At 65.2% G+C, this 18,375-nt stretch carries 17 protein-coding genes and 2 pseudogenes; 12 read left to right on the forward strand and 7 right to left on the reverse strand.

The window, feature by feature from the left end; genetic code table 11:
* Positions 1 to 11 precede the first annotated feature (11 nt).
* From O1Q96_RS00575 to O1Q96_RS00595, 5 genes are all read right to left on the reverse strand, one after another.
* Positions 12 to 3,233 carry a tetratricopeptide repeat protein gene (locus tag O1Q96_RS00575; RefSeq protein ID WP_269246315.1) on the reverse strand — a complete coding sequence of 1,074 codons (3,222 nt, stop codon included), beginning with the start codon at positions 3,231 to 3,233 and terminating at the stop codon, positions 12 to 14.
* A gap of 57 nt (positions 3,234 to 3,290) precedes the next feature.
* Entirely contained in the window at positions 3,291 to 3,620 is a 330-nt protein-coding gene (locus tag O1Q96_RS00580; protein WP_269246316.1) for a trypco2 family protein, read from the reverse strand.
* 713 nt (positions 3,621 to 4,333) lie between these two features.
* The gene (locus O1Q96_RS00585; protein WP_269246317.1) at positions 4,334 to 4,927 is read right to left on the reverse strand and encodes a hypothetical protein; all 594 of its coding nucleotides are present in this window, start codon (positions 4,925 to 4,927) and stop codon (positions 4,334 to 4,336) included.
* Between the two features lie 270 nt (positions 4,928 to 5,197).
* Positions 5,198 to 5,890 carry an NYN domain-containing protein gene (locus O1Q96_RS00590; RefSeq protein ID WP_269246318.1) on the reverse strand — a complete coding sequence of 231 codons (693 nt, stop codon included), beginning with the start codon at positions 5,888 to 5,890 and terminating at the stop codon, positions 5,198 to 5,200.
* A gap of 246 nt (positions 5,891 to 6,136) precedes the next feature.
* Positions 6,137 to 6,583, reverse strand: a complete 447-nt coding sequence (locus O1Q96_RS00595) for a hypothetical protein (protein WP_269246319.1) — start codon at positions 6,581 to 6,583, stop codon at positions 6,137 to 6,139.
* Between the two features lie 431 nt (positions 6,584 to 7,014).
* Between O1Q96_RS00595 and O1Q96_RS00600 the strand changes: the two genes are divergently transcribed.
* From O1Q96_RS00600 to O1Q96_RS00640, 9 genes and pseudogenes are all read left to right on the forward strand, one after another.
* Positions 7,015 to 7,296: a ribbon-helix-helix domain-containing protein gene (locus tag O1Q96_RS00600; protein ID WP_269246320.1), complete on the forward strand. Its 282-nt coding sequence runs from the start codon at positions 7,015 to 7,017 to the stop codon at positions 7,294 to 7,296.
* A gap of 212 nt (positions 7,297 to 7,508) precedes the next feature.
* Positions 7,509 to 7,874 (forward strand): PadR family transcriptional regulator, encoded by a 366-nt coding sequence (locus O1Q96_RS00605; protein ID WP_269246321.1) that lies wholly within the window; start codon positions 7,509 to 7,511, stop codon positions 7,872 to 7,874.
* Positions 7,875 to 8,747: 873 nt separating this feature from the next.
* Positions 8,748 to 9,473, forward strand: a complete 726-nt coding sequence (locus O1Q96_RS00610; protein WP_269246322.1) for a hypothetical protein — start codon at positions 8,748 to 8,750, stop codon at positions 9,471 to 9,473.
* Positions 9,474 to 9,924: 451 nt separating this feature from the next.
* A protein-coding gene (locus tag O1Q96_RS00615) for an IS5 family transposase (RefSeq protein ID WP_269246503.1) occupies positions 9,925 to 10,724 on the forward strand; the annotation gives its coding sequence in 2 pieces (ribosomal slippage) (positions 9,925 to 10,264 and positions 10,264 to 10,724; 801 coding nt in all).
* Between the two features lie 122 nt (positions 10,725 to 10,846).
* On the forward strand, positions 10,847 to 11,470 hold the full coding sequence (locus O1Q96_RS00620) for an RNA polymerase sigma factor (protein WP_269246323.1): 624 nt from the start codon (positions 10,847 to 10,849) through the stop codon (positions 11,468 to 11,470).
* Positions 11,467 to 12,135 (forward strand): hypothetical protein, encoded by a 669-nt coding sequence (locus tag O1Q96_RS00625; protein WP_269246324.1) that lies wholly within the window; start codon positions 11,467 to 11,469, stop codon positions 12,133 to 12,135. Before O1Q96_RS00620 ends, O1Q96_RS00625 begins: the two co-directional genes overlap by 4 nt.
* Before the next feature lie 335 nt (positions 12,136 to 12,470).
* Positions 12,471 to 12,691 (forward strand): annotated as a pseudogene (locus O1Q96_RS00630) (transcriptional regulator); the annotation flags it as partial.
* A 262-nt stretch (positions 12,692 to 12,953) separates the two neighbouring features.
* Entirely contained in the window at positions 12,954 to 14,135 is a 1,182-nt protein-coding gene (locus O1Q96_RS00635) for an ISAs1 family transposase (protein WP_269246325.1), read from the forward strand.
* A 275-nt stretch (positions 14,136 to 14,410) separates the two neighbouring features.
* Positions 14,411 to 15,016 carry a DUF6461 domain-containing protein gene (locus tag O1Q96_RS00640; protein ID WP_269246326.1) on the forward strand — a complete coding sequence of 202 codons (606 nt, stop codon included), beginning with the start codon at positions 14,411 to 14,413 and terminating at the stop codon, positions 15,014 to 15,016.
* Positions 15,017 to 15,073: 57 nt separating this feature from the next.
* Here the strand turns inward: O1Q96_RS00640 and O1Q96_RS00645 are convergent, their stop codons facing one another.
* Positions 15,074 to 16,429, reverse strand: a complete 1,356-nt coding sequence (locus O1Q96_RS00645; protein WP_269246327.1) for a hypothetical protein — start codon at positions 16,427 to 16,429, stop codon at positions 15,074 to 15,076.
* Positions 16,430 to 16,705: 276 nt separating this feature from the next.
* Between O1Q96_RS00645 and O1Q96_RS00650 the strand changes: the two genes are divergently transcribed.
* Positions 16,706 to 17,161, forward strand: a complete 456-nt coding sequence (locus O1Q96_RS00650; protein WP_269246328.1) for a hypothetical protein — start codon at positions 16,706 to 16,708, stop codon at positions 17,159 to 17,161.
* Between the two features lie 69 nt (positions 17,162 to 17,230).
* Positions 17,231 to 17,602 carry a hypothetical protein gene (locus O1Q96_RS00655; RefSeq protein ID WP_269246329.1) on the forward strand — a complete coding sequence of 124 codons (372 nt, stop codon included), beginning with the start codon at positions 17,231 to 17,233 and terminating at the stop codon, positions 17,600 to 17,602.
* Positions 17,603 to 17,604: 2 nt separating this feature from the next.
* On the opposite strand, the pseudogene O1Q96_RS00660 reads toward O1Q96_RS00655, so the two are convergent.
* Positions 17,605 to 17,907, reverse strand: a pseudogene (locus O1Q96_RS00660) (transposase family protein); the annotation flags it as partial.
* 107 nt (positions 17,908 to 18,014) lie between these two features.
* Here O1Q96_RS00660 and O1Q96_RS00665 point away from each other — a divergent pair.
* Complete coding sequence (locus O1Q96_RS00665; RefSeq protein WP_269246330.1) at positions 18,015 to 18,290, forward strand: hypothetical protein; 276 nt, start codon at positions 18,015 to 18,017, stop codon at positions 18,288 to 18,290.
* Positions 18,291 to 18,375 lie beyond the last annotated feature (85 nt).

Here is an 18,375-nt window from a genome sequence, read left to right on the forward strand (position 1 = left end):
CTGCCCGACGATCAGTACCTCGATCGACCGATCACGAACCGAGGAAGATCGGACTTAACGTCGCTCTGAAGCCAAGCCAGGATTTGGAGAGCCTCATCAAGTTCAGTTTGGTGGACCTCCGGCCGTGCTCTGGCAAGGTCCTGATAGATCTGCACGGCTTCGGTGATTGCCTTCAGAGCATCTTCCCGTCGTTCTGCGTTTCCCAGGTCGATGGAGAGGTTGTTCAGGCTCGAGGCGAGGTTGGGGAGGTAGGCGTCGGGCTGTGCTTTGGCGAGTTTGCGGCGGATTTCCACGGCTTCGGTGATCGCGTCCAGCCCCTCTTCCCGTCGTTCTGCGTTTCCCAGGTCGATGGAGAGGTTGTTCAGGCTCGAGGCGAGGTCGGGGAGGTAGGCGTCGGGCTGTGCTTTGGCGAGTTTGCGGTAGGTCTGTGCGGCTTCGGTGATTGCGTCCAGAGCCTCTTCCCGTCGCCCCAGATCCGCCAGCCGGTTGGAGAGGTTGTTCAGGCTCGAGGCGAGGTTGGGGAGGTAGGCGTCGGGCTGTGCTTTGGCGAGTTTGCGGCGGATTTCCACGGCTTCGGTGATCGCGTCCAGCCCTTCCTCTCGTCGCCCCAGATCTCCCAGCCGGTTGGAGAGGTTGTTCAGGCTCATGGCGAGGTTGGGGAGGTAGGCGTCGGGCTGTGCTTTGGCGAGTTTGCGGCGGATTTCCACGGCTTCGGTGATCGCGTCCAGCCCTTCCTCTCGTCGCCCCAGATCTCCCAGCCGGATGGAGAGGTTGTTCAGGCTCATGGCGAGGTCGGGGAGGTAGGCGTCGGGCTGTGCTTTGGTGAGTTTGCGGTAGGTCTGTGCGGCTTCGGTGATCGCGTCCAGCCCTTCCTCTCGTCGCCCCAGATCTCCCAGCCGGATGGAGAGGTTGTTCAGGCTCATGGCGAGGTCGGGGAGGTAGGCGTCGGGCTGTGCTTTGGTGAGTTTGCGGTAGGTCTGTGCGGCTTCGGTGATCGCGTCCAGCCCTTCCTCTCGTCGCCCCAGATCTCCCAGCCGGATGGAGAGGTTGTTCAGGCTCATGGCGAGGTCGGGGAGGTGGTCGGAGCTGGTGTGGGTGAGGGCGCGGTGGTGTTCGGTGATGAGTTGGGTGAGGTGGGCGGCCCAGGGAGCGAGGTTATGGCTGGCATCCGGTAACACGTTGGCGAGCTGTTGCAGTTCGGCCAGTCCGATGTCGGGGATGTCGGTGATGTGCTGGAGGGCGTCGAGGAGTGGTTGGGGGGCTTCGGTCTGGGTGGCCACGTTGATGGCCGGTGTGGCGAGGGCGTAGGCGTGGCGGACGCAGAGGGCGGTGAGGTGCTGGTCGAGACGGTGGTGGAAGACGGCGTGGGCTGCGGCGCGGGTGCAGACGGTCAACATCTGGGTGACTTGGTGGGTGGTGGCGTCGGGGAGAAAGGTGTCGGCGAGGTGGGGGTCGGCTTCGAGGCGGCGGCCGATGAACCGTTCGGCGAGCCGGTCGGGCTGGAGTGCGTCCCATGGCCGGCCTGGGGCGGCGGGAGGATACAGGGCCGCAATCCAGTCTCGGACTGCTCCCCGCCGGTCCTTTGGCTGGCCGTTAAGGCCGGGGACGCGCTCCAGGAGGGCGTCGGCCTGGTCGCGGTCGTCGGCGCCGAGAAGGAACGCTGCGGCGAGCGCGTCGGTAAGGGTGACCATGGTCAGTTGAGGGTGCAGCCCGCGGGTGGTGGCGGCGTTGGTCCAGTAGCGTTCTTCGTGGACTAGGAGCCGGTCCTCAACGCCTCGCTTCTCCGGCGGTGTGGCCACTACCTCTGATCCGGAATCCGCCACTGCGGATGGGCCGGCGGTTTCCAGCAGGTCGGCTAGTGCTGTCATGTGCAGCGTCAGTACTGTTTCCGCGCCGGGCCGGTCCAGGAGGCGAGCGGATCCGCTCCCGTGTGTCTGGTCCTGCAGGCGGGCGGCCAGGGCGGGCCAGTCGTGGTGCTGCCAGCCGCGTACGTGCGGCAGATGGTGGGTGTAGCCGCGCACGGCCTCCTGGTAGGCCTTGGTGCGGGATTGCCCGGGTTCAGGCTCCAGGGCAGGCAGAAGGATGATGTCGGCGCCGTCCAGCAGGTCTTCGGCGAGCGGGCTGGTGGCGTGCAGAGTGGTCCACCAGTCGCCGGCGGTACGGGCCAGCAGCAGTACCTTGAATCCGCTGCTGGTGTGGTGACGGGCGGCTGCTTCCAGGAGCGCGATCGTCTGCGGGGACCGGGTTTCGGCGTAGTCAACGACCACCAGCAGGGGCACCGCGGCGGCTGCGAGGACGTGGAGGGTTTCGGGCGTGGCGTCGGGGCGCAGCCACAAGATGGCCCAGCGCTCGGAGGCCAGGGTGTCGGCGAGGTGCTGGGCCAGACGGGTTTTGCCCTGCCCGCCGGGGCCGTGGAGCAGCAGTGCCCCGAAACCGGGCTCCTTGGTCCAGGCCTCGAGTTGGCTGAGAAGTTCGGTGCGGCCGCGGAAGGGCACGATCTGGCGGCGGGCGCGGAGCAGGGCGGCGGGGGAGCGGGCGGGCCCGGTGGTGGCGGGGTCGGCGGCTTCGGCCAGGTGCTGCCATTCGACCGGTTCCAGGACGCTGCCGGTGTTCTCACCGTGCTCGGTGAGCGCGGCAACGAAGCTCTGGTCATGCAGGAGGACATAGGTGGGCACGGCCTCGAGGTGGGCGTGGGCTCGGCCGGCCGGGTCGGAGGCGATGACGCCGGCCAGTAGATCGCCGCAGAACAGGGCGGCTCCCGACAGTCCGCCCCACGGAGATGCACCGCCCGTGGAGGAGTCCGGCGGGTGCTGGCCGAGGCTCATCACGTACCGGTTGCCGACCTGGCGGTCGCCGGGATTGAGGGTGCCGGACGGTTGCAGCGTGTCGGCCGCCTGCCCCGCCCGCTGCACCAGCTCCGGTAGTCCCCAGGTCTCGCACGGCGTGCCGGACCGGTCGGTTGCCAGTCGGCCCCAGCGCACCGACACCCCCGGCAGCGGCACCCACGCCGGGTCCTCGATACGCACCAGCGCGGCGTCGTCCCGGCCGCCGGGCGTGCCGCGCCACACCACCACGCTGTCCCAGCTGTCCGCCTGCCCGGGCCGGAACAAGGACACCGCACCCGTCGACGGCGGGACGACATGAGCGGACGTCAGTACCAGCCGCGGCGCGATCACATAGCCGGATCCCGGGCCGTCCGGCCCCTGGACAGCGACGACCCGTGCACGCTCCACCTCAACAGCACCCCCGTACCCGCCCGCAGTTCAACCGCTCACCCGCACCCACCGGTCTCAGGGAGCGATGTGCCCCGACACATCGCCGGGCCCCTGCGGACGGTCCGGCCGGCCCTGGATCAGCAGATCCCCGCCGCCCGGCTGCTGCGGAGTGAGCGCGATCTTCACCCGGTGGGTCCGGGCCCGCGCCACACCCGCCTCCACATCACCGCTCACCACCCACGCCTTGAACCCAGCCTTCACCTTGGCGTCCGCACGCAGTTCCACGGCGAACTCCAGCTCCACCGGCCCGACCTTGAACGCCAGCTCCTGGCCCGCCCCGCGCGCGGCGGCCTCGAGCAGCTCGTCCCGCATCGCCGCCACCGCATCCGCCAACTCAATCTCCACCAAGTCCCCCTCGCCACCCACGGCCCCAGCAGAGCCCGGTCTGGCCCACTGCGGAATCACTCACCGTAGAAGAGGACACCGAAGCCCCGCAGCCGGTTCTATGGACGGCCACACTCTGCACGTGCCCGGGCTGTCCCCGTGAGTTCCCAGGTCGGCCGCTGGGACCGGATCGGCGGCCGCTTGGGCGGGGCTGGCGACGACCAGGAACTGGGCGATGCGGCCAGGTCGTAGCTGCTATTCAGGAAGCGGGTCTTCGGCCAGGTACTGGCGTTGTGCGAGATGGACGATGAGCTCTACGTCGTCGTCGGCATTGGTCAATGCCCAGTGCATCTCCGGTGCCGCCGTGGCCATGTTCCTGGGGCTGCTGTGCGAGAACGGGGTCTGCTCTGGGTCCGCTTCCGCCCAGCGGGTGGGCGGCTGGACGGAAGCGGGGCGGTCCCCATCGGTCGTTCTTCAGCACACGGGAGCCGCGCGGCCTTCCAGACAGGAAGGTGCGACGCCGGGGGAGGCGTCCGTCTTCCATGGTGCGCCATCCCGCCGGTGCCGCAACGAGAAGTACGGCTTCGCCACTAAAAGTGTTCATTCAGCCATGGTTTACCGCCGTTGGTGACCGTCATGGAGTAACGGGGTGGCGGAGCCTGGCGGGTGATGCGGTGACATTGTTCCGTAATTTTGAGATGCGACGACAGCCGAACCTGTATCGTTCAGTCTCTTCACTGGCCCGTGTGATCCAGCTTTGTTGCTTGTCGCGATTCCAATTCCTGGCGATGGTGTTCGTGGCGTTCGCGGTCTTCTGTGCGCCACGTTTCGTAAACGTTGTCGAGCAGTTTCCTCTGGTGTTTGCGCACCTTGCGGTCTTTCGAGTACACCCGCCACCAATCGGGGCGCCAGATGTGCCACCACCGCGGCACGTAAATCAAGTCGTGGCGGCAAGCAGAGACGAATGCGCTGCGTGCCCGGTCCAGATTTGATCGGAGTTTCTCCGAGCATGGCTTTCCGTGCAGATAGTCGTCTAAAAGTTCATAGACCAGTTCTGAGTAGCGGGCGCCCACCATGGCCGGTTCAGGGTTTCCGATCATTGCTACTTCTGCCATTGCCTGGTTGATCTCTTTGCGCAGCTTGTACAGAACGGCGGGGCGGACGCGATGCGAAATCCGGACGCGCAGGGGGCGGTTGTAGGTTTCTGTCTCGAGCTGGATGGCTGCATCGAACAGTCGAGCATAAGCGTTTCGGCGTTCCTCGCGTCCGCCGAAACGTGTCTTTTGCCGCTGGGACGACAGCGCCTTGCCCGCGGCTGAACCAACCATGCGGGCGCCACTAGCCGCGACTACGGATCCATCTACCATGAACTCATCGACGCTCTGCGGCTCACTACAGTTCCGTACAGCTGTGAATGATCAAAGAAATTCAGCAGCCAGCCGCTTGTAGGCAAGAGGATGTGCTCGCGCAGGTACTTCAGCCAGGCACGCTGGTAGGGCGGATGGCTTGCGGTAGTGACCCGATCGAGGAGCTCGCTCCGCTGAGTCGGGAATTCGAACACCTTTCCTAACGGTTACGGACTGCAAGCCGTGCATCTACTAACGGGATGCCGGGTGGGCGCAGTTACTGTCTGCGGTTCCTCTGCGGTGGGGGATCTGCGATCGGTTGCCGTTCGGCCGCCATTTGCTAGGTCGGTGGAACACCGCGCCGGTCGCTGGGTCATGGACGGTGTCGGGTAGCTGTGCGTCCTTGATTCGCCCCCGTCCGATGACCAGGGAGCCAGGCAGCAACTGCTGTAGTTCGCTGGAGATCCTCTTGGGTGGGAAGGCTGCCACGATCCGTACCTCCTCGCTGAATTCGCGGGCGCGGCGGACAGCCGGGCATAGGTCGCTGTCACCGCTGATGATGACAGCCGACGTTGCAGCCTTGGTGGCAACGTCGGCTACAAGATCTACGGCCAGGTGGACGTCTGTCTCCTTCTCCTCATAGGTGCGCCACTGCCGGCCGCACCGGCAGGTGACCGTCTTTGACTGGTACCTGGCTTCGTAGACGGTGAGGGTCTCCCCGCTCACCGCACGCAAGGCTGACAGGTAGGTCTGCTGCCGTTGCACAGCGTCCGAGCTGCCCTGCAGCGGAGCGGTGTAGTACTTAACACTGACCAACTTCTCGTGCCTGCGCAGTGAGGCAGCTAAGGCAGTGATGTCGAGCCACTGGTACCGGTCGTCCTTGTACTTGGCGCGCAAGCCGTGGAAGAGGTTGTAGCCATCGATGTAAACGATCAAGGCGGACACGGGGGCTCCTCGGTACGCGTCAGGTTCCGCATCATGATGCCGGTGTTGCGGTATGCATTGTCGAATCGGCGTCCGCCTCGAGTTCCCCTATGTAGAACTCGACATAGGGGGGTCTGCTCCACTACATTGGACTCATACCCGCTGGGCTCAGCCCGGCACGACGGCCCCCTTGCGGGGCCGTTTTTCTTGCAGCAAAGAAGGCCCCCGAAAGGGGGCCTTCTTTGCTGGGGCACGGGACCTTGCGTCTTAGAACGTCTCGGAGGCGTCCTCCGCCGAGGTGTCCCGCTTCGGACCTGGCCGCAGCACGAGGTACCAGCTCAGTGCGATGCCAGAGACGGCCATCAGTCCCGACAACGCGAAGACATGCGTGTCGGGGACCGCGCTCTCCAAGAACACCCAGCCGAACACCACGGCGAAGAGGGGACCCAGAGCGGCCGACAGTAACGCCAAGAGCCGGCGGTCCGTCGGCGACCTTTCGTCCGCGCCGGTCCATCCGCTGTCGTGTGAGGCCACGTTGAACGGATCCCGGAACCACCCGCTGACGTTGAGTCCGGCCTCGCTGCCCTGCTGCAGCTTGGCTATCCCCCCTCCGTCGACCGAGCGGCCGCGCTGGGAGGGAAGGCCCTCGGAGCGGGTCAGGTCGGTCTCGACGACCTCATCCCACCGACCCGAGGACCCTTCGGCACTGGCCATTGGCGGCTCCTATCTCGTCATGATCTATGCGGGAACAGATTTCGTTCTGATCTTGTATGGCTGTGAACTGCATCGACTGTCGTCGTACAGCATACCCTTCGCGTACTTGTGCTGTTACTCACCGGTGCGATGGCTGCGGAAGATTCGCATCAGCGCTGGTCGGGGGAGGCGCTCCTAGATGTGGCGAGGCATGTGCCTGCGGAAGGTGCCTCTCTGTCCGCATGATCGATCAGCCTGAATAGTGCGCGGAAGCTGCATCTTAGCTGTACCATCTGGGTAAGAGGTGCAGCGATGGCATGCGTATGTCGTTGCTGTGCCGCTCATCAGGATGCTCATCGGCATGACAGGAGACCACTATGCCCATACCGACCGCTTCGAGCGATCGAGTCCGTTCCGGGGGTGAAAAGACGCAGGGAGGAGAGGATGAAGCCATGGCCGGAGGCAGCAAGCCTGACGCCAAAGGGCGCAGCGGAGGCCGCTTCGAACGCGTCACCGTGAACCTCGCGCCGGCAGCGTCGCATGCGTTGGAGCACGCTGCTGCGCTGACGGGCGATAGCAAGACCGACACCATCAACCGTGCACTGCAGATTTACGCGATGCTCGCAGACGCTGTTGATCAGGGTGCGGCTGTTTACGTGCGCTCCCCGGACGGTGAATTGGAGCGACAGAGGCTCTTCGCGGAGCGGTTCAACCGGGTGCCGTTTCGGCAGTAACGCCACCAGGGACACTCCTGCGCGCCGCCCAACTTCAGTCGGCGTAGCAGCGTAGAAACACCGCCGTGGGTACTCCCCACCGGCGTATGGCGGGGAGTACCCACTTCCAGCGACGTCTTCCACTCTTGGGCGGTTCCAGGTGGCGATACGCAGAAATGGAACACTCGTGCCAGGTGCGGATTCCTGTTCGATAAACCATGTCGCGGCTCCCAATGAGAAGTCGCGTCGCGTATGGCCAGAAAGGGACCTGTGCGGTGCCCATCAGGATAACCACGGCAACCTCAACCGTTCTGCACATTCTCCTGGAGGACCCCACCCAAGCGCACTACGGCTTCGAGATATGTGAAAAGACCGGCCTCCTCAGCGGAACCGTATACCCGGTTCTCGCACGGCTGGAATCGCATGGCTGGCTGGAGAGTTCCTGGGAAGAACAAGACGAGACTGAACCGGGATTGGCACGCCCAATCCGCCGGTACTACCGCTTCAGCGTCAACGGAGCCGCTGAGGCTCAGGCTGCAATGGCAAAACGCAGGGTACCAATTCGGTACGCGCCTGAGGGGGAAGCATGGACCAGTTGATTTTCTGTGCGACGATCATGATTCTCTTCGTTGTTTTTGTCATTCCATGGCGCAGACTATCTCTGGCCGACTTCGAAGACCCTCCCTGGCTGCAGAACCGCAGGCGGTCCCGTATCCGGAAACAACCGGACACTCCAGACCTGGTAGTTCCCCCAGGGAAACGATCCAAAAGTCTGAACCACGCCCTGAAGAGGGTGCAGCAAGCGGCGCCGGATGCAGTCCACCGGGAACAAGGGGGAGCCCGCCGCTACGCTCTGGTTCCTCGGGTCCGCCAAGAAATTTCGGCTGTCCTGGAGGATAGTGCATTGGCCGACTCTGAAGCGCTAGAGCTGCGGCGCGCCTTCGAAACCAAATGCACGTACATCCTGGGAACGCATTCACCCGTTACAAATCAGCGCGTGAGCCTTCTCGGTGTTTCACTGCTGAAACTTGCAGCGGCGACCATTCCTGATGGAACGCGCTGGAGGGAAGAATGGATGGCCGAGTATCTATCGATGGCGCATTATCCGGCCTACGCTCGGAGTCGGTTTCTTGTCGGATTATTCATCGCAGCTCCACGCCTATCGAGAGAACTCAGGCGCAGTAGAAGCGTGAGTAACGCAAGGTGAGTCGGCGCCCGGCTCTGCGTCACTGGGGTCGGGCGCCAGGTGCGCCACTGAATGGCCGCCTCGATGCCGCACCGTCAGTAGGCACCCGCCACGCCGATGATCGCAAGTAGCGGTCCTCGTGCTCACGATTGCTGCCGAACCAGCGGCGGCAGCCGGACACCGCGAGCCTCCCACTGCGTCGGCGTATGTCACCGTGAACGCCCCGGGTTCGCTCCGTCGGCGACCTGGGCGGCCACGCGCAGTAGAGCCCGGCATGTTCCGGGGCGTGGGGGATCCAGGCCTCGGTGGGCTGCTGGTGCTGCCCGAGCCGGTCGTGGTCGTCAACCGCACCGGATACCTGTCGGACACCAGGGCGTTCGGCTGGCAGTTCATCACCCAGCACCAGATCCTGCCCGCTGCCCAGTATCCGGGTGTGCGGGTGACGACGTTCATGGACCGCGACGGGCCCGTCCAGCCGGCCGACTGGCGCCTTGCCGTCTCCCAGGCGCGTGCCTCCGGCAGCCCGCTGCCTCCTCTGGTGCCCGACGGCGAGTACGGGATGCGAGGGGACGCTTGCCTGGCGGAGGAGAGCTCCGAAACTCTCGCCGGGCTGTCCGAGCAGCACCGGCATCTGCAAAAGGCCCTCACCCAGGCCTCCCAGTGGCGCTCCGAACCTGTTCCCGAGATGGGCGAGTGGAGCGGCGGCCAAGTCGAGGACCCTTACGACGACTTCGTGGGCCGCTACATGTTCGCCTTGTGGCGGCTCATCACCCAGGGCGTCACAGCCGCCGGCCCTTCCCAGGCCGGAGCCGGAGCCCGCACACTGCCCGGTGATGAAAGCTCCCTGCCCCGGGACCCCGATGTACGCGTCATCCGGCTCGCCGCGCCCTCGCCTCGCCCCTCGGATCCGGCGGGGGAGATGAAGCGGGTGTATCACCACCGGTGGCCGGTGCGGATGCACAAGGTCCGGCAGTGGTACCCCAGCCGCCAGGAACACCGCGTGATCTGGTGAGGCCCCTACATCAAGGGGCCCTCCGACGCTCCGAATGATGGTTGGAGAGAAGGCGTACCTCGTGGATTCCTAGAGCGTGCCTCTCCACTGCGTAGCCACCTGAACGACGGCAGCGATGGCCGCACTGACGAGGAGCGAGGGCCTCGCAGCCGGGGGAGGGCAAGCCGCATGGGGGGCGTGGCGGGGGCGTGTGGGGTGGCGGGTGCGCCGGGTGGGGCAGGTGTGTGACGTAGAACACGATGGCGATACGGAGAGTTGTTCGCAGCCTCGCGCGGGTGGGTTAGGCCTGGTCAGGGGACTACTGAGGGTGACTAGCAGTGCTTGTTGAAGGTTGCACAGTGCTGCCGAGTGGGAACCGTCAGTGATTTTCTGCGGGACGCATGAGTGTTCCGGCCCCTAAATCACTTAGACGTCATCTCATTTGGGTGACTAGACTTGTGGCGTGTCAAAGATCGTTGAGCGGCTGGTGCCGGACGAGTTGTGGGAGCTGTTCCAGCAGGTGGTGCCCGAGGCGCCGTCGCGGCCTCAGGGTGGTGGCCGGCGTCGGCACGGCGACCGTGAAGTGCTGGCCGCGATCGTCTTCGTGGCGACCTCGGGCTGCACGTGGCAGCAGGTGCCGACCGCCTCGTTCGGCCCGTCCGGCGCGACGGCCCATCGACGCTTCACCGAGTGGACGAAGGCCCGTGTGTGGGCCAAACTCCACCGCCTGGTCCTCGATGAACTCGGATCCCGCGGCGAGCTGGACTGGTCCCGGTGTGCGATCGACTCGGTCAACATGCGGGCCCTGAAAAGGGGGAGCTGACAGGCCCGAATCCTGTAGACCGGGGCAAGTACGGGTCAAAGATCCACTTGATCACGGAGCGGACCGGACTGCCCCTGTCCATCGGCATCTCGGGCGCCAACACGCACGACAGCCAGGCATTGATCCCGCTGGTGAAGGGCATACCGCCGATCCGCTCCCGCCGGGGACCCCGGCGACGCAGACCCCACAAACTCCACGCTGACAAGGGCTACGACTACAACCACCTGCGACGATGGTTATCCAGCCGAGGAATCCGGCACCGCATCGCCCGCAGAGGTATCGAGTCCTCGGCCCGCCTGGGCGCCCACCGCTGGACCGTGGAGCGCACGATGTCCTGGCTCGCCGGATGCCGACGCCTACACCGCCGCTACGAACGCAAAGCCGAGCACTTCCTCGCCTTCACCAGCATCGCCTGCACCCTGATCTGCTACCGCAGACTCGCCAAATGAGATGACTTCTTAGGTAGGGGTCAGGCCGAACGGCCTGTCGGCGCAGGCGAGTTGGCGCCGGGTCCCTGCTGAACCCCCACGAGAGGATCTTCGCTCATGTCCCCTGTCCATGGGAGGCACGTGTGAGGTACGACGACGCTCCGAACGGCGCCCAGCCTGAGGAGTACGGCGCCGGGCTGTCGCAGTCCATGTACGTGCCGCTGGAACTGCCCCTGGACTTCGAGGCCTTCTACCTCGGCCACCAGGAGCCCTTCCACGCCTACGCGGAAGTCCACTTCGGCACCCGGGCCGCGGCCGAGGAGGTCATACACGAGGTCTTCCTGGAGATCCACGCCGGCTGGACGCAGCTGCTGAGCGCGGGCAGCCTCGAGCAGGGCGCGTGGGCGATCGTCCGGCGGGCCGTCCACGACCGCCTGGAACTGGAGGGGCGGGCGCCGGCCTTCGTCATCAACGGCCCCATCGCCCAGGCGCTGAACAAGGCGCTGACCACGGCCCGGGAAAAGCTGCAGAAGATGGAGTCCAGCAGCGGCCTGTACGAGGCGATCGCCGAACTGCCCGACCGGCAGTTCGAAGTGATCGTGCTGCGCCACGTCCTGGGCTACTCCACCGCCAAAGTCGCCTGGTACATCGGGATCGACGAACGCACCGTCGGCCACCACCTGCGCCGCGCCAAGGAACGCCTGCGCCTGCGGCTGGGCCTGCCCGCCGTCGACCGGAAGAAGCCCAAGAAGGGAGAAGGATCATGACCACCATCGACACCCTGCTGGCCGAGGCCCGCATCCCGGTCTCCGCACCGCGGCGCTTCGACGTCGCCGCCGGCCTGCGCCGGCTGGCAGCCGACGCCTCCCGCCGCACCCCCACCACCGAAGTCACCCGCTCCGCCCAGGCCGCCCAGCGCCTGGGTGTGGTCTGCCGGTGGGTTCTCAACGAGCCCGACGCCGCCACCCACGTCGCGAAGATCGCCGAAGGCCCGGACTGCGGAGCGCTGACCGAGGACGAGCTGGACGTCGAGGGCGCCCTGGTCTTCGCCTGCCTGCTCTACCTGACCGGACACCAGGAGTCCGCGCAGTTCTGGTGGCAGCTCGCCGCAGGAGCCGGCAGCCGCGCCGCCGCCTACTGCCTTCACCTGCACCACCTCGCCCTCGGCGAATCGAGGCGCGCCTGGCACTGGTTCCACCAGCTCACCCACTCCATGGCCGACACCACCCCGCCCGACCAGGCGTTCCTCACCGGCCTGGAACTCTTCGCCCGCTACGTACGCACCAACGGCTCACGCGCCCTCGCACCCAGCGACCGCCTGGAGAGCGAGGTCGACCGGCTCGCCGCGCGCACCCCCGGCGCGTCCGTCATCGTCGCCCGGCCCGACCGGCAACTGGTCGCCAGCCTGCGGGAATTCGGCGCGGAACGCTGACCCGCCCGGCCCCGGACACAGAAGAGGGGGAGTCCTGCCCTGGCCACCGGTTCCAAGGCCCCGGCCAGGCGGACTCCCCACCACGACACTGCCCAGAAAGGCACGTCCTGTCATGCACCCTAGCCAGCACCCGCCTGCCGCGGGGATGAAACCGCGCAGCCCGGCCATGCACTGGATTGTCCGCCGCCGGCGGACTGCGCTGGCCCACATGTGGCGCGGCGCCTGCTACGGCATCGGCACCGGTCTGATCGGCCTCGGCTTCCTATGGGCCGAGCGACTCCTGTGACCACGGACCGCGTGTGATCACCGGCGGTGGCTGCCATGTAGGGGCCACCGGAGAGGGCCTGCGCGTGGAGCCCCCCGGTCAACCAGCGCGCGTCGACCGGCCCCATCAGCGGGCAGTGGAGTTCCGCACGATGAACATCCGCCGGTGGGACCGCATCCACGACGCGGCGACGACCAGGAGCTCGAGGAGGCTTGGGTGGACCAAGTGGTCAACCTCGGCTCGCAGTGGGGCCAGTACGAGTACGTCACCAACGTCGGCTTCGCCACCTGACAGCGCATTAACCGGGCCTGCCTGCTAAGCGGGTTGACTTGAGGAAGCACCGGCTGCGGCGGCGGCAAGACAGTTTACACATCTTCGGGGGACCAGAGGAGATGCGGCGGTTCACCGAACTGGGTGGAGCCGCAGGGCTTCGGCGTAGTCGCGTGACGCCCGGTTCGTGATGTTCTGTCAGCTCGGCGATGCCCTGGAACGTGACAGGCACGGCTTCCAAGATCATGGAGTTCTCTACGCCCCGTGATTCGAGTGGAAGACCGTGCCTGCCGACGCATCATCGCTGATCCCGCCTGCCCTTGACCAGCTCCGCGAGTATCCCGAGGTCGTGTCCGACGAGGTCCCGCGCCTGCTGGATCGGCTGGCCGAGGTGCCCGACCCGAGAGACCCACGCGGCGTACGGCACGCTCTGGCCGCCGTGCTCGCGCTGACCGCTTGCGCGGTTCTGGCGGGGGCGACCTCTGTACTGGCCGTCAGCGAGTGGATCGCCGACGCCCCGCCGCACATCCTTCAACGCCTGGACATACGCCTCGACCCGCTGTTCCCGAAGCGGTTCCTGCCTGCGGAAACGACGGTCCGGCGGCTACTGGCCCGCATCGACGGCGACGCGCTGGACCGGGCGGTCGGACGCTGGCTCGCCGACCGCCGCCCCAAGGCGACCGGGCTGCGCGGCCTCGCAGTGGACGGCAAGAGCCTGCGCGGCGCGGCCAAAGCGAAGGGCCGCAAGATCCACCTGCTCGCCGCACTCGAGCACACCACCGGCCTGGTCCTGGCCCAGCTGGACGTCGGCGAGAAGACGAACGAGATCACCTGCTTCAAGCCGCTGCTGGACACTGTCGCCGACCTGGCAGAAACCGTCGTCACCAGCGACGCGATGCACACCCAGCGCGAGCACGCCGACTACCTCCTCGGCCGGGGCGCCCACTACATCGTGATCGTCAAGGGCAACCAGAAGAAGCTGCGCCAGCAGCTCAAGTCCCTTCCCTGGAAGGACATCCCGCTTCAGGGACGCACCCGGGGCATCGGCCACGGCCGCTCGGAGATCCGCCGGATCAAGGCCGCCACCGTCAACAGCCTCCTCTTCCCCGGCGCCCGCCAGGCCGTCCAGATCAAGCGCCGGCGCACCGACCGCAAGACCGGCAAGACCACCGTCAAAACGGTCTACGCCGTCACCAGCCTGACCGCCGAGCAGGCCACCGCGGCCCAGCTCGCCGAACTCGTCCGCGACCACTGGAAGATCGAGGCCCTGCACCACGTCCGCGACACCACCTTCGCCGAGGACGCCTCCCAGCTGCGGACCGGCAACGCGCCCCGCGCGATGGCCACCTGGCGCAACCTCGCCATCGGAGCCCTTCGCACGGCCGGAGTGAAGAACATCGCGGCCGGCCTCCGCCGCAACGCCCGCGACCCTCGCCGCCCCCTCGCTTTCCTCGGCCTCGGATGATCACGAACCGGACGTCATGCGACTACGCCGAAGCCCTGGGTGGAGCCGTGGCTTGACGCGTTCTTTGGACTTGCAGAGAATTAACTTGCAGGCATCTGAGCTTGACATCCCAGGTCAGCGCGCCGCCCGCCCGCAGGTTGTTCTTCTGCAAGCGCTTAGTGAACACGTCCGGTGACACTTGGTCGTCGCGTAGGTCGCACAGACCGCCGTGACAGGGCAGGATGCCTCTGTGAGCCAAGAGGTCACGGCAGGCGAGAATTTTCACGAGGAGATACATGAGTGACGGAGTGCAATGGCTTCCGAATTCTTTTAGCAACGGGTTCTGCGTGGCCTTCTGCGAAGAAGTAACACCCAACGACTTCATCTTCAGGCTTGGGGGGAGCCCGGACCGGTCTCTTATGCTGACAAGAGAACAAGCGGAGGCGATTGATCTGGCCAGCCGATATCCTGACGAGAACGATCTGGAATCTTACGATCTCAACGAAGATGAGTTGAAAGAGACTGGCTTTCTGCGATCCGACGCCGAGGTAATTCGCGTGGGGAGTGCCAACGGATGGGCATTCGCGATTCAGTCATTCGGGTCGTTCCTATCAGATTCTTCAATCGCGCGAGAGGCTTCCCGGGACGGGCGTTACATTTCATTCAGTCGGACGGTGAATATGGCCGCGTGGGTGCAGTACGCACTCCACGGGGAACTGATCAACTCATTCGATCCCATTCATCCCGACGCGGGAGGAGGCGAAGGAATCCAGACTGAAGGATTGGACCTATCCGACGATCCCGCCTCTGCGATACTGGCGCAACTGGAGGGACGCTTTAACCTTGAAGTGCCAAGAACCATTGAAGTTCAACCGTTGACAACCATTTCTTTGCACCGATAGGAAACTTGTCGGTGGACTCACCGCAAAGGCAGCGGAGAGTCCACCGTAGGGGCTACCTCAGCACCCGCAATAATCCCTCCACGACATGGCGTCTACCCAGAATGCGTCGTTATCGAGCATTCGATTCTGGACATAGAACCGACCGAGGTCTCCCCCGATTCCTTCGTTATCCGCTTTGATCATGCTTGCCCTGGCACAGTTGGCCGGTCCGTTCGGGCGATAGGAGCCCTGAATGTGATTCTTTTTAGGCTCCTGATCGGGATAGCCTGGAACAAGCATGAACTGCTTACATTCGCTGCCCGAGGCGATTCCTAGCTGTGCCCCGCTCTCTTTGGTTCGAGCGAAGGGATATTCGTCACACTGAATCTGATACTTGCCGTCGAACCAATCCTCGACCTTGAATGTGCTATCGCATACCTTGTTTCGATTCTTCGTGGCCGTCGCATCGTCAGCCTCGCGACGCAGGGGCACACCTTTATCGTTATCCCTCCAGCGTCCTGGCTGCGTCTTGATGTAAAGTTGCGCGTTGTGGATGTAGTCACTACCACCTGGGTACTTTAGGTAGTCCACGACAAACGTCGGAAGAAAAGCTGGAACGATGCAGCCGATGGCTGTGCCGATTTGCTTATCACAGCGCACCTGCCAGGCGGCGGACTCATTGACGCCCCAGCTGTGACTGGCCTTGTGTCCACCCTGCGAGACCGTGACCTTGTAACCCAGCAGCATGGTGGCGTTACCGACCGGTTCCTTCCACACGCGGTTCCAGGTCCCCTCCAGCTCGGACAGGACGGTGACGGGAACCGGTCCGGTCCAGGGGTCCTCACCCTGCTGACACTGGGACGTGGGAGCGCAGTCTGAGTCGATCTCGACGTTAAAGCCTGCTGCAAGCGCGCCGGAAGCGCCTTGCACCTGCATGTAGAAGTCCTCATGGAACGATCCAGCCAGAGGCAGGGGCTTGCCGTCCACCTCGCGCGTGTTGACCTCCTGCTTGACCGTCAGGAACGCGATACCGAGCGGCGCTCCCGTCTCGGTATTGAGGAGCATCACCTGGAGCACCTGATTCTCGCAGATGGACACGCGAGTGACGTATACCTTTCCCGCCTCATTCTCGTCGCACCAGACAGCACTGTCTGCCGAGTCTGCGCTCGTCGAATTGAGACGCTTACGAGCTGTCGCAGCATCCACGATTTCGACGCACATCGCCTGCTTTTTACCGTCGGCGGCAGCCTCATGCTGTACTTCTTCACAGGTTTTTCGCTTTTCCGCATTGGCGCGGTTCGCTACGACACGCGCCCCGTTGAGGGCTGCTTCCCTTTCCTTCTGTAGAGTGGATGGTGACGTGCCAGATAGGCCAGCATCGTCGGGCGGCGTGGCGGCGGCCGCAGTCATTCCTCCCATGACCGTGAGCGCCACAGCAAACGCAGCGCTCCCTCGTCTGAATCTCAAAACGATCCTCCCGGTGACTGAAGTGACTGAATGCTGGGACCACGCGAATGTAATTCTCGAACTTTTCCGTGCGAACCGGAGCGGCGATTCGATCATAGTGGCGCCATCCGGTCAAGGACGAGGCGGCGATCAAGTCAGGAGGAATGGCTAAAATTAGACTTGCGAGATCTCGCTACATCTGGTGATATTCCAAATTAATTCCGATCCCCTTAGGGCTTGCCGGGAATCAACACGTTGGTTTGAATGCCGGCACCGCCCTCGGACCCGGAGGCCTGGCACGTCCGTGAGTTCCGCCGCGTCATCCATCCTCTGACAGGACGAGCGTTGTCCGCTGGCTGGCAACGCAGCCTTGACGAAGCGGAGCGCCTTGCCTACGAGGCCGCCAAAGGCGATGCCCCGTACGCGCTGGCCCGGGTCGCCCTGATGCGGAAATGGCAGGGCGACGAGCAGGGCGCAGCCCGGATGTACCGGCTCGCCGTCGACGCCGGGCACCTTGGCGCTCTGGGAGGACTGGCCCGGATCCGCAACGAATCCCCGGCTGCTTACATGCGCCTCGGGTTCGAAACGGACGGCTCTCTCGCCGACCCGTGGACCTGGCAGGATCCGGACTCACCCCCGGATCGGCCCGAGAAGGGCACGGTCCCGGTCCCAGCTAGTGTCCCTGAGCGTGTGAAGACAGCTCAGGCGCAGACCAGTTGACTGAGCCCATTCCAACTTCAGGCGACAGCCAATCGGCGCTGTGTCACGGACGTCTGGTAGACCCTGGCTATGACGTTCTTGGCGGTGGTCGAGGGTGATGCGGGCGGTTGGGGCATCGATCGGAAGGCGCTGACCGACGCGATCCGTAGCCGGTGGTCCGGGGTCGAGATCGACTCGCTGCACCGCAGCGAAGTGCGCAGCCTGATATGGCAGTTCGAGACGGAGAACGGCCCCGGTGAGGCGTATCTGCACGAGGACGGTACCTGCCTGTACATGGACGTCTGGCAGGAAGACGCCATCTGGTTGGCGACCGTCTTCCGCGGGCTGACACCCATGGACCTCGACCTGGTGTTCTGCGATGAGGGTTACAACTTCGACGTTCGTCTGCAGGCCGGGACGACCGAGGCCGACTTGACGGACTTGGTGAATGCTGCGGGTTGATCTCAGCCCGTGGCAGCGAGCTGGAGGACCAGGACGGCTTGGACGAGGCTGGTGATCCGGGTCGTCGAGCAGCGGAGTTTACGGAGGAGGCGCCAGGACTTGAGGGTGACGATGGCCTGCTCTACCAGCGCGCGGATCTTCACATGGGACCGGTTGACGGCCTGCTGACCGGTGGAGAGGCTGTCCCATCGGCCGCGGTAAAAGAGACGGACCGTGCCGCCTGCACCCTGGTAGCCCTTGTCTGCCCAGCAGGTGATGCCGGCCTCGGTGAGTGCCTCGATGATGCCGTGCTCGCGCACAGCCCGGGAAGTGCGCCGGCTGCTGTACGGCGGCCTGGAGGGCTGCGGGCCCGCGCGGGGGGAGCCGGTTCTGCAGCTGCTCGAACGCCAGACGCCCCGCGATGTTCCACACGATGAGTTCGCCGTCCAGGGCGGTGGCGTCAGGCAGCTGTCCGGCCCCGGCCACGACCCCCGGGAAGGCGGGCGCCATCTGGGTGCCGCGCCGGGAGCGCAGCACCCAGATGGCCGCCGTCGACGGAGAGGGCGGCCGGAAGCCGTCCCACTTCGGCTCCGCGACGCAGGCCCGTGGCAGGGCGGGGCTGGGCACCGTCTGGGTGAGCATCGGCTCGGGCAGGGTCCACGTCACGGGGCATGCCTTCCACCCGGCCGCTGTGCCATCGCGCCGTTGAGCCGCACCCGCATCGGCTTTGCGCTCCCAGCCATGGCTGGGAGCGCAAAGCCTCATCGATAGTGCGAGACGCCACCTGGTTAGCG

It is taken from the genome of Streptomyces aurantiacus (assembly GCF_027107535.1).
Taxonomy (GTDB): domain Bacteria; phylum Actinomycetota; class Actinomycetes; order Streptomycetales; family Streptomycetaceae; genus Streptomyces.

Excerpts from the sequence above, each read along its gene's own strand:
- O1Q96_RS00585 (WP_269246317.1), bottom strand. The coding sequence starts at position 4,927 with ATGGTTGGTTCAGCCGCGGGCAAGGCGCTGTCGTCCCAGCGGCAAAAG.
- O1Q96_RS00595 (WP_269246319.1), bottom strand. The coding sequence starts at position 6,583 with ATGGCCAGTGCCGAAGGGTCCTCGGGTCGGTGGGATGAGGTCGTCGAG.
- O1Q96_RS00600 (WP_269246320.1), top strand. The coding sequence starts at position 7,015 with ATGGCCGGAGGCAGCAAGCCTGACGCCAAAGGGCGCAGCGGAGGCCGC.
- O1Q96_RS00605 (WP_269246321.1), top strand. The coding sequence starts at position 7,509 with ATGAGAAGTCGCGTCGCGTATGGCCAGAAAGGGACCTGTGCGGTGCCC.
- O1Q96_RS00625 (WP_269246324.1), top strand. The coding sequence starts at position 11,467 with ATGACCACCATCGACACCCTGCTGGCCGAGGCCCGCATCCCGGTCTCC.
- O1Q96_RS00640 (WP_269246326.1), top strand. The coding sequence starts at position 14,411 with ATGAGTGACGGAGTGCAATGGCTTCCGAATTCTTTTAGCAACGGGTTC.
- O1Q96_RS00650 (WP_269246328.1), top strand. The coding sequence starts at position 16,706 with ATGCCGGCACCGCCCTCGGACCCGGAGGCCTGGCACGTCCGTGAGTTC.
- O1Q96_RS00655 (WP_269246329.1), top strand. The coding sequence starts at position 17,231 with ATGACGTTCTTGGCGGTGGTCGAGGGTGATGCGGGCGGTTGGGGCATC.
- O1Q96_RS00665 (WP_269246330.1), top strand. The coding sequence starts at position 18,015 with ATGAGTTCGCCGTCCAGGGCGGTGGCGTCAGGCAGCTGTCCGGCCCCG.